Source organism: Ureaplasma diversum NCTC 246 (assembly GCF_000731915.1).
Lineage (GTDB): Bacteria > Bacillota_I > Bacilli_A > Mycoplasmatales > Mycoplasmoidaceae > Ureaplasma > Ureaplasma diversum.
This window is the reverse complement of sequence record NZ_JFDP01000034.1, coordinates 1-10,028: the sequence shown is the minus strand read 5'-3', so window position 1 is coordinate 10,028 and position 10,028 is coordinate 1. Positions and strand designations below refer to the sequence as shown.

The following is a 10,028-nucleotide window of genomic DNA, read 5'->3' as shown; positions in this document are numbered from 1 at the left end:
ACTACAGTTATTCAAAATTTAAACACTAATGAAAAGTTCTATTCTTTAAGAACCAAGATCAAAAGCTTAAATCAAGATTTCATCTTTGATGGTATTTACTCAGTTTATGATCAATATAAAATTGTTAAATTAGAATACGAAGATGGTGTATATTTAGATGAGAGAAAAATAACATTAACTAAATTCACATCTATTCCATTAGATGATTCAATTACTAATCAAACTTTATCAGTTAAATATAAAACTAATTTAAATTGAAATCCATTCACAAATGACAAAGATAAAGAACGATTAGTTTTTAAATACGGAATTAATTATTTAACAACTGATAACAAACCAATATATGCTCATTTTCCAACTCATTTTAAAAATGAACAAAATCTATTCGGTAAGATAATTAGTTCTAGAGGTTTAGATAATAATTATGAAGATCCTACTAACAAAATTATATTTATAAACAGCAAAGAAGAGTTAGCTACAAAAATAGGACATGATTCAATAGAGAAAAATATTAAAACTGATTTTAATAAAAAGACTTTAGTAGCATTATTATTAAAAGAAGAACATAGTTATTATGAGCGCGATTACTATAACACTTTTATAGCTAAAAAGTATGATGTTGATCCTAAAACAAAAACTATAAACGTAGAACTAGAATATAATTACATTCCTAGATTTTCTACTACAAAAGAAATAATTAAAAGACCAGATATTGAACCAGATGCAATTTGAGATTTTTATGTAGCATTCTTTTTTGAAATAGATAAATTAGAAAATATTGAAGAATATAAGTTAAAAATCGATACTAAAAAAACCGATTATGAAACTTGGTCTAAAAAACCAAAAACTGATTGGGACTCATTACCTTGAAATGAGTAAGCTAATCATATATTGATAACTAAAACCAAACACAATTATGTTTAGTCATAGTTGTGTTTTTATTTTCATAAGCCTAGTTTTTGAATATAAAAGTGATTGTGAAAAAATTAGTGTCTTCAACTATTTATAAAACCTATAAAGAACTAACTATATGCAAAAACCACCTTAATTTATAGTCGTGTTATAATTAGCTAAACAGAACTTTTTAGATTGTTTTTGTTATTATCTCTAATTTAGTATTTAATTGTAAGATTAACTACTAATAGAAACGGATCTAATTAATTTTATGAACAAAAGATTAATAATTAAACGAGCTATTTTAATTGGGTTAATTGGTTCATCTTTAACTATTCCTTTATTAGTGGCTTCTTGTACTCAAGAAAATAAAAACCCATCTACAAAAAGTACCCCTAAAAAATCATTACTTGAAGAAAATATAAAGATAACTGATCCTACAGTAGTTAAACAAACTCAACCACTTGTAGCACTAAAACCAGCTCAACCAATAACAACATCTTTCTTGTCACAGCCAAATGCAATTTTACTAAATAACTTAAATAACTATCTAGAACTAAAGGATAATAAATACTTATTAAGCTTTGGATTGAATTCATTATACAAAAATAAATATGTTCAAATTCAGCTCCAAAAAGCTGATGATCAAAATGTTTTAATTACTTCAAATAAAACAAAAATAACTAATGATGGATCAGTTTTAGTTGCTTTTGAAAACTTAGAAGATGATAATGAATATATCATCAAAAAAGTACTTATTTATGATGATCTTAACAATGATTCAAAATCAAGTGATTATCAAATCACTAATGAAAAAGAAGACTTATCTGTTTTTAGCAAACTATCTGATATCAAACTATCAGCCAATGCAAAAATTATTGAATACTTCTACAACGAATTCAAACTACGACTTAATAACTTATCAAAATGAAAAGATAAAGAAGCAAAATTAGTTATTCAAAATTTAAATACTAATGAAGAGTTCTATTCTTTAGAAACTAAAATCAAAAGCCCAACACAAGACTTCATCTTTGATGGTATTTACTCAGTTTATGATCAATATAAAATTGTTAAATTAGAATACGAAGATGGTGTATATTTAGATGAAGATGAAAGAAAGCGAACTAAATACACATCTATCCCATTAGATGATTCAATTACTAATAAAATACTATCAGTTAAATATAAAACTAATTTAAACTGGAATCCATTCACAAATGATAAAAACAAAGAACGATTAGTTTTTAAAGATGGAGTTAATTATTTAACAACTGATAATAAACCAATATATGCTCAATTTTCTCGTCATTTTGAAAATGAAAAAAATATACACCACAAGATAATTAGTGCTAGAGCTTTAGATAATAATCATGAAGATGCTACTAACAAAATTATATTTATTAACAATAAAGAAGAATTAGCTACAAAAATCGGTTTTGATTCATTAGACAAAAATATTAAAACTGATTTTAATAAAAAGACTTTAGTAGCTTTATTATTAGAAGAAGAACATAGTTATTATAACAATGATTACTATAACACTTATATAGCTAAAAAGTATGATGTTGATCCTAAAACAAAAACTATAAATGTAGAACTAGAATATAATTATTTACCTAAATTTTCTAGTACAAAAGAAATAATTAAAAGACCAAATAGTGAGCCAACTGCAATTTGAGGATTTTATGTAGCTTTCTTTTTTGAAGTAGATCAATTAGACGATATCGAACAATACAAACTCAAACTGAAAACTAAAAAAACTGATTATGAAACTTGATATAAAAAACCAAAAACTGATTGAGACTCATTACCTTGAAATAAATAAAAGATTTCAACATTAACAAATATTAGTATAACAATCTAACAAAACATATTAATCAATAATCATATAACAAAAATAAGTAGGCAACAAACCTACTTATTTTTGTCTATAAATCAATATTAATTATTAAACTAAACTACTTTAAAAACTTCATCAACTAGTGAACTTATAAGCAACTAAATCATCCTGGTTTTTAGCTAGTTTTTTACCTGCAGGTGCTTGAGCAACTTGATCAAATGCTACTAAATCAGAGCCTATTTCTACTCAATCATCATTTAGGTTAGATGTTAGTGCATAAATATCAACAGCTATATTGTTTCGTTTATTACGTTTAATATCTTCTAAGCTTATATTATTAGATTGAATAATAATTTTGATGTGTTCTGCATCATTTTCATCTAATCATTTACGAACATGTTGGACTAAATGGTGGTTAACACCATTTAGATCAAAGTTTCTAATGTTACCAAAAGTAGCAATTAAGCTTTCATCAATTAGATCATCACTTAAATCTAAACTAATAGCATATAAATTAGTTAGATGTTCTCTGATGTTTTCTAAATCATTAATTACATTGTTATTGTAATTTAAACTAACTATTAAGTTATTAGTTTTCTTGTTAGCTAAATAAGTTTCAATTACTAATTTAAGATCACCATTATATTGTTGAATCATATTGTTTGGAATATAATCAACAAATTCAAAAGAATGATCCATATCTTTTAGAAATTGAACTTGAGCTTTAGTAGTAAATAAATAAGCACCAGCAACCGCAGCTGCATATCCATCATAAGCTTGTAAACTATAATCAACTGAGCAACTATCATTAATAATAAGATCTTGGCTTTCGTTTAGTTCGCATAAGATGTTATAACAATTTGTTGCTGTTGAACTTCTTTTAGCTAGGATTGAGCTAATTAAATTTTCTAACCAACCAAAGTCTTCATAAGATCCTTCAATTGAAAATAAAGCATCTTTACTTTTAATAACTGTTCCATCAGGAACATATTTGATCTTGAGCTGTTTTAGTTGTTTTTTGTGGATTGAAAACTCTAATAAAGCTAATACTTCAGCAGTTCCACAAACCATAATATTACTTTTAGTATTATTACTAAATTGCATTAATACATTATGGTCTGGTAGATATTGCTTAGTGATATTACAACTAGTTATGGTTGCAAAATTTGTGTAATGATGATCAACTATTTTATTATCAAAAATAAAATCAATGTTTTGGGTTAAAGATATAGGTTTGTGTCTGGACATATGTTTTATTTATGGTTTGGATCAGCCATTTTGTTGGCTTTTTTAGCATTTTCAGCAATCATTTTACTATTAAACATCATGTTATAGAATGTAGAAGCAAATAATAACATTGCTGTTTTAATAACAATAAATCATAGACTTAAAACTAATGATTTGAAGAGTTCAAAAGGAACTCCTGTCATTACAATTAATGAATAATTTGGGTTTTTAGCTTTGTTTAAATCATAAAAAAGAACGATTTGTTCATAGGCTTGAGTAGTTGCTGCAGTTGCTCACATTCATCAAATAAAACCAAAGAACCATAAACCAAATAAGATCCCTTGTCAAATAATTTCTTTTTTACTTCACTTGTTTTGGTAATGAACTACAATAACTCGATAAATTAATAAACCTAATACAATGAATTGTACTAACCCAACTCCAATTCCAATTGCATACTTAGTTGCTTTTGCATCAAAACTACCAATAATCGCACAAGCGAATAAACCAAAAGCAAAGGCTACTATAAGGATATTTAATATCTTCATCCCTTTATCATTGATATTTAAAAGCTTCACAACTGTTTTATTTTCGTTTGCTCTAATATTTCGCATTTAAAAATGCTCCTTCAAAATCGATCAATATATTATATAATGTATAATATTATTACTAACTAAATCCTTTTTAGGTTTAGTGTGATATTTATAAATTATAACTATTTCAAAACCGAAATAAAAAGCAAAAATTAAATTAATTCTAAAATAAGGAATAATAATGACTAAAAAAGACATTAACCCAAGACTAAGAGTTACTAAAACAGTTGTTTTTGATGAACAAGAACAAGAGCGAAATAAAGTTAAGAAACATAAGAAATTACCAAGAACTTGAAGAATTGTAATTAGTGTCTTACTTACTTTTTGTTGTGCTTGTGTAATTGTATTATTAGTATATGTTATTACTTATTTATATAGTCTTGAAGTTAATGCATAAGTGTGATGAATCATCAATTAATTTTTAGTACTAATACCAAGCACTTATATGTCCATGTTCCTTTTTGTAATCACATATGTACTTATTGTGACTTTAAAAGGATTCTTAAAAATGAACATACCCAACCATTAGTGGATGGGTATTTTAATGATTTAGAAAAGTGAACTAAAAAGTTTAAATTTAAACAGTTTGATACTATTTTCTTAGGCGGGGGAACACCTAATTGCTTAACTGATGCTGAACTTGAAAAGTTGTTGAGTCTGATCTCTGTTTATGCAAATGATGATTGTGAATTTAGTATTGAGTGTAATCCAGATTTAATTAATCAAAACCAAATTGATTTGTTTAAGAAATATAAAGTTAATCGGATCAGTTTAGGAGTACAATCAACTAATAATCAGATTCTTAAACAAATCAATCGTATCCATACAATAGAAGATGTAGCAATTGCTGTTGATTTATTACATCAGAATGATATTTATAATGTTTCGTGTGATTTTATTTATGCTTTACATCATTTAACATTAGATGATGTAGAAGATGTTTTTAAATTTATTTTAAAATATCAAATTCCCCATGTTTCATTTTATGCTTTAGAAATTAAGTCTGGATCATTAATGAAAAAATTAGGGTTAATTTTAGATGAAGAACAAGAAGCTGATCAAATGGAATATATCATTAAACGATTTAGTGAAATAAATTATTTAAGATATGAAGTAGCTAATTGAACAATTGATCCTAACTATTGTTGTAAACACAATATGGCTTATTGATTAAGTAATGATTGGATTGGAATTGGATATGGTGCTCATGGTTTTGAAAACAAGATTCAATACTATTTTGATAAACCATTACAAGATCCAAAATTAATCACTAATCAATTAACTGATTATGAAGTCAATCAACAAATCTTAATGATGGGCTTAAGATTAGTGAATGGACTTGATTTAAATATCGATAAATTTAATAATGCTTATAAAATGTTTAAAGATAAATTAAAAGCTGTTAGTATAACAAAAAACAACCACTTAGTGGTTGATGATATTAATTTATTACACAACAGCATTTTAGATCTTTTTTAGCTTTGAGCTGTAATTGCTCAAATTCCAATTCCTAAAGCAATAATTACTAAAACAGCAAATAAAGCAATTAATCAAGAATAGTAATATAAAAAAGAAGTATTATAAACAACTCTTACTTGTTTTGGTTCTCAAGTAACTAAAATGAAATGATTATATAGTTGTTTCATTTGTTCATATGTAGTTTTAAGTTGTTGATATGGGATTAGATTATGATATTCTTGGTTTGAGTTTGGTTGAACTGTTTTAAGTCTTAGTTGTTCAAGACTTTTGTTTTCAGTTTGATCTCATTCTTTAAATAGTTTTAAACAATTAACAGCTAATAATTTAGCTAGTTTTTTAAATGGATTAGCTTGTTGGTCTAAATAGTAGTTATGAAGAATATGAGGAATCAATATAAAGATTAAATTATTTAAATAATAGAGTTGATATAAAGAGAGTTGATCAATGTTCTTATTATTTAATAATGCTTTAAGTTCATTGTTTAAATAAGGATATTGAAAACTTAATAGTTTTTTATCTAAACTATTAATAACTGTTTTAAATTGGTTAATATTATCAATTAAATTAGTTTTGTTTTGTTCATGGATCTTAGGATCATCAATAGCTAAAATAAATGATTTCATATAACCATCATAAAAATCTTTAAGTAATGGTTTTAGTTTTTTAAGTAGTGTTTCTAAATCAATAACTGGATTCATATTTAAACCATATAGTGTTTGCTTAAACGTGATTTCTTCATTTTCTGTAATTTAGTATTTAGTTTTTTATAAACCTTATCAACTGGTTCAAGTGTATTTTCTTCTTTTTTAGCAGAATAAACAAACCCAAGGTCTTTTTCATACTTAGGGATAATATGTAAATGAGTATGAAAAACAACTTGCCCTGCACTTGGGTTTGTGTTCATTAAGTAATTAAAACCAGAAATATCATCAAATGTTTCTTCTAAAACAAATGTTAAGTTCTTAGCTAAACGCATCATACCAGCTAATACATCTGGATCTGTTAATCCAAAGTTTCGATAATGTTTCTTAGGGATAATTAATAAGTGTCCATCACTAACTGGATTAATGTCTAAAATCGCAAATGCGTGTTCATTTTCATCTACGATTTGACTTGGTATTTCTTTATTTCATACCTTACAAAAAATACAATCAACCATCTTAAATTACCTATTTATTTTTTATTTTATGAAATGATTTAGTACATATAGTTAGTTTTGTTATTAAACTGTTCAGTTTGTATTTTATTATGTTCACTAATCATTTTCTTTGTAGTTACTTTTCAACTAACACTTAATGCAAGCATTAAGATTACATTGATTAAAACAATGAATCATAAAAAGCTCATTATCAAGATTACTACATTTCTTTTATTGTCTAATCTTGCAATTTTTGCTGATCTATTATATTCTTTGACTTGCGAAATCATTACACAAACCTTAACGAAGTTAGCAAATCCTATAAAGAAGCAGAAAATACCAGCTCCTATGATCCCACCAACTGCAATTAAATTTAATAATGCTAGTTGTTTTTCATTATTAGCAAGCGAGTTTAAAATTGCTTTTTCTAAGAAAATACCAATTTGAGCTAACTCAGGAAGATGTTTTTTAAAATCAGCTTGGTTTGGATCTGTTCCAAGTAATACTGCAATTGCACGAATCCCGATATTACCAGATGTAACAATACTACCAGTTAAAAAGTACATAACAATAAAGCATGCTCACACTATTGTAAAGAACAATAGAGCAATCTGTAAAGATATCATCTTTCGGTTTGTTTTTAGAGTTTTATCAAACAAAATAAGACCTCCTAAAAAACAATAATATTAATATTTTATACTAATTGATATAGTTTAAAGTCTAATTTATCTATAATATACAAATATAAATAAATTATTTTTAAATCATATTATATTGCATTAATTTAAATATTATAGTAAATTATTATATCTAAGAACTATGTTATAAATGAATTTAAAGGATTAAAATGAAACAAAAGAAGATTATTATAGCATTAAGTGCAGCACTTGGTATTACAGTCACTTTAGCAGTTGGTTTAGGAGCAGGACTAGGAGCAACTAAAAACCAAAAAGATCAGCCAATAACAGTTCTTAAAGAAGAACAAAAAAATGTTAACCCCCAACTTAATAATAATGATAAGATGATGGATTTAACAAAAAAAGATAACTCTAAAACAGAACTTAAAAAAGAAAATCCACAAATCATTGAACTACAACCTAATCAAAAAAACGAAGAGAAACCAAAGTCTGAACCTAAAGAACCTGAAAACAAAAAAGAAGAACTTCCAATTGTAGCTACACTTAATAGTGCAGCTCAAATTAGTGAAGATTTTGAAGATGAAACAAAATTTAAATTAGGATTAGAAATTGAAAATGCAAATGATAAATACGCTGTTGCTACATTAACATCATTAGTAAGTAGTAATGATTCAATCAATGTTGTTTCAGCTAAAACAAAAGTTACTGATAATAAAGTAGAATTTATTTTCTCTAATCTTGATCCTAAACAAGAGTATCTATTAACTGGTTTAAAAATTTATGATAAAGAAGATAGCGAAGAATCTAAAGAAGTAGCATTAAATAATTCTACTAAATTTAAGAAACTAAACATAAAGACATATGAAAAAACTGAAGCTTTAGCTTTAGAAACTGACAAATTAATAACTAATGTTCAGTATTCTATAAAAGCAACTGATCCTAATAATGTTTTAGAGTTTGTGAAAGAAGAAAATGGTGATGATAAAAACAAATACAAAATCACGGTTGAATTAGATACGACTAAATACAAATTAGAAAAAGATAATGAGTTCACACTAGAATTAATTGATACTACTCTTAAAAGACCAAAACCAATTATTTTAAATGCTAAATTAGCTGAAAACTTAAAGGATTTAGTGTTTGAAGGTAACTTTTATAGAGTTCTACAAAAGAATAGAAAATATCTAGTAAAGAACCTTAACCTAAAAAACAAACCTACTAATGTTATTTTTAAACCAAAAGTTGAATATAGCTTCTTTATTAAGAAAGAAGTTCCTACATATCATTTTAATCAAGGTTTTAATATAGAACGTATTGAAAATGGTGTTACTCTAAATCTTATTTTTAGAGATCCAGAAGCTTTAGTTGATTACCATGGGACAGTAATGGTTAGAATTGCACCAGTTATAAATGGAAAAGTAGATGAAGCTAAAGCAATTGAGAAACAAGTAAAGGTTGATGAAGTTCCTAATAGACACATTAATGTTACATTTGATAAATTAGAACATAAAGAATATAAGATTGTTTGATTTGGGACAAAAGATGTTAACTTTGAAAATAAAGAAACAAAGGACAACAAAGATCCGACAAAAGACCCACTAATCTTCTCAGTTAAAGCATCAACTTCATCATCTCAATAACCCACATGCGTACAAATTCATACCAACAACAAGTTCAACAAATTCAAGCTTACCCAAAGCCGATTGTTTATAAGTACATTAAAATTAGTAGTCTTACTCTTTTTGTTTTAGTTTGTATTCTTATTTTATTTGGTGTTTTATCTCAAAACAAAATGATCCCCAACTATAGTATTGCTATCCCAGCTATTTTAATTGGTCTTGGTTTAATTACTTTTTTAGTTATTGTTTTATTAATGCGTAAAGCAATGTCTAAATTACATTGGCACATAACTAATGTTATTTTATTTATTAACCTACAACAATTCAAACACCATCTTAAAATTGTTAATCTATTTCATTGGCAAATCAAAAAACTTGATTATGATCAATTAATAAAAACAATTGAAGAACAACGAAAAGTTAACTTAAAACAAAAAGAATTAGATCAAAATGAAATATCAAACAATCAAAAGCAATAGCTCAGCTATTTTTGAAATCAACAAATCTAAGTTCTTAGCTTTTGTATTTAATGTAATTGATATTGATCAAGCTAATGAACTAATCCACAAATATAAACAAGAATATAAAGATGCAAGACAT

11 protein-coding genes are annotated in these 10,028 nt (G+C 25.8%); 6 read left to right on the top strand and 5 right to left on the bottom strand.

Annotated features, from left to right (window positions below; all coding sequences use genetic code 4):
• Positions 1–879 (top strand): hypothetical protein (locus UDIV_RS04490; protein WP_038102215.1); only part of this gene is annotated, 879 nt, incomplete at its 5' end.
• A 286-nt stretch (positions 880–1,165) separates the two neighbouring features.
• On the top strand, positions 1,166–2,719 hold the full coding sequence (locus tag UDIV_RS01285; protein ID WP_038102211.1) for a hypothetical protein: 1,554 nt from the start codon (positions 1,166–1,168) through the stop codon (positions 2,717–2,719).
• A gap of 138 nt (positions 2,720–2,857) precedes the next feature.
• Here UDIV_RS01285 and UDIV_RS01280 read toward each other — a convergent pair whose 3' ends face one another.
• On the bottom strand, positions 2,858–3,982 hold the full coding sequence (locus UDIV_RS01280) for a nicotinate phosphoribosyltransferase (protein ID WP_038102208.1): 1,125 nt from the start codon (positions 3,980–3,982) through the stop codon (positions 2,858–2,860).
• Positions 3,983–3,987: 5 nt separating this feature from the next.
• On the bottom strand, positions 3,988–4,575 hold the full coding sequence (locus UDIV_RS01275; protein ID WP_051749389.1) for a hypothetical protein: 588 nt from the start codon (positions 4,573–4,575) through the stop codon (positions 3,988–3,990).
• 160 nt (positions 4,576–4,735) lie between these two features.
• Here UDIV_RS01275 and UDIV_RS01270 point away from each other — a divergent pair, with 160 nt between their 5' ends.
• Together UDIV_RS01270 and hemW are read left to right on the top strand one after the other, a co-directional pair.
• Complete coding sequence (locus UDIV_RS01270; protein ID WP_038102200.1) at positions 4,736–4,951, top strand: hypothetical protein; 216 nt, start codon at positions 4,736–4,738, stop codon at positions 4,949–4,951.
• A 5-nt stretch (positions 4,952–4,956) separates the two neighbouring features.
• On the top strand, positions 4,957–6,033 hold the full coding sequence (gene hemW, locus UDIV_RS01265) for a radical SAM family heme chaperone HemW (protein ID WP_231428076.1): 1,077 nt from the start codon (positions 4,957–4,959) through the stop codon (positions 6,031–6,033).
• On the opposite strand, the gene UDIV_RS01260 is transcribed toward hemW, so the two are convergent.
• From UDIV_RS01260 to UDIV_RS01250, 3 genes are read right to left on the bottom strand one after another with little or no spacing between them, the layout of a single operon-like run.
• Entirely contained in the window at positions 6,030–6,731 is a 702-nt protein-coding gene (locus UDIV_RS01260; RefSeq protein ID WP_038102199.1) for a hypothetical protein, read from the bottom strand. The two genes, hemW and UDIV_RS01260, sit on opposite strands and share 4 nt — an antisense overlap.
• Before the next feature lie 2 nt (positions 6,732–6,733).
• Complete coding sequence (locus UDIV_RS01255; protein ID WP_038102195.1) at positions 6,734–7,192, bottom strand: HIT family protein; 459 nt, start codon at positions 7,190–7,192, stop codon at positions 6,734–6,736.
• 38 nt (positions 7,193–7,230) lie between these two features.
• Positions 7,231–7,737, bottom strand: a complete 507-nt coding sequence (locus tag UDIV_RS01250) for a hypothetical protein (RefSeq protein WP_156021861.1) — start codon at positions 7,735–7,737, stop codon at positions 7,231–7,233.
• A 281-nt stretch (positions 7,738–8,018) separates the two neighbouring features.
• Here UDIV_RS01250 and UDIV_RS01245 point away from each other — a divergent pair, with 281 nt between their 5' ends.
• Together UDIV_RS01245 and UDIV_RS01240 are read left to right on the top strand one after the other, a co-directional pair.
• Complete coding sequence (locus UDIV_RS01245) at positions 8,019–9,449, top strand: hypothetical protein (protein ID WP_038102187.1); 1,431 nt, start codon at positions 8,019–8,021, stop codon at positions 9,447–9,449.
• Positions 9,450–9,454: 5 nt separating this feature from the next.
• Positions 9,455–9,907: a hypothetical protein gene (locus tag UDIV_RS01240; protein ID WP_038102185.1), complete on the top strand. Its 453-nt coding sequence runs from the start codon at positions 9,455–9,457 to the stop codon at positions 9,905–9,907.
• Positions 9,908–10,028: the final 121 nt, after the last annotated feature.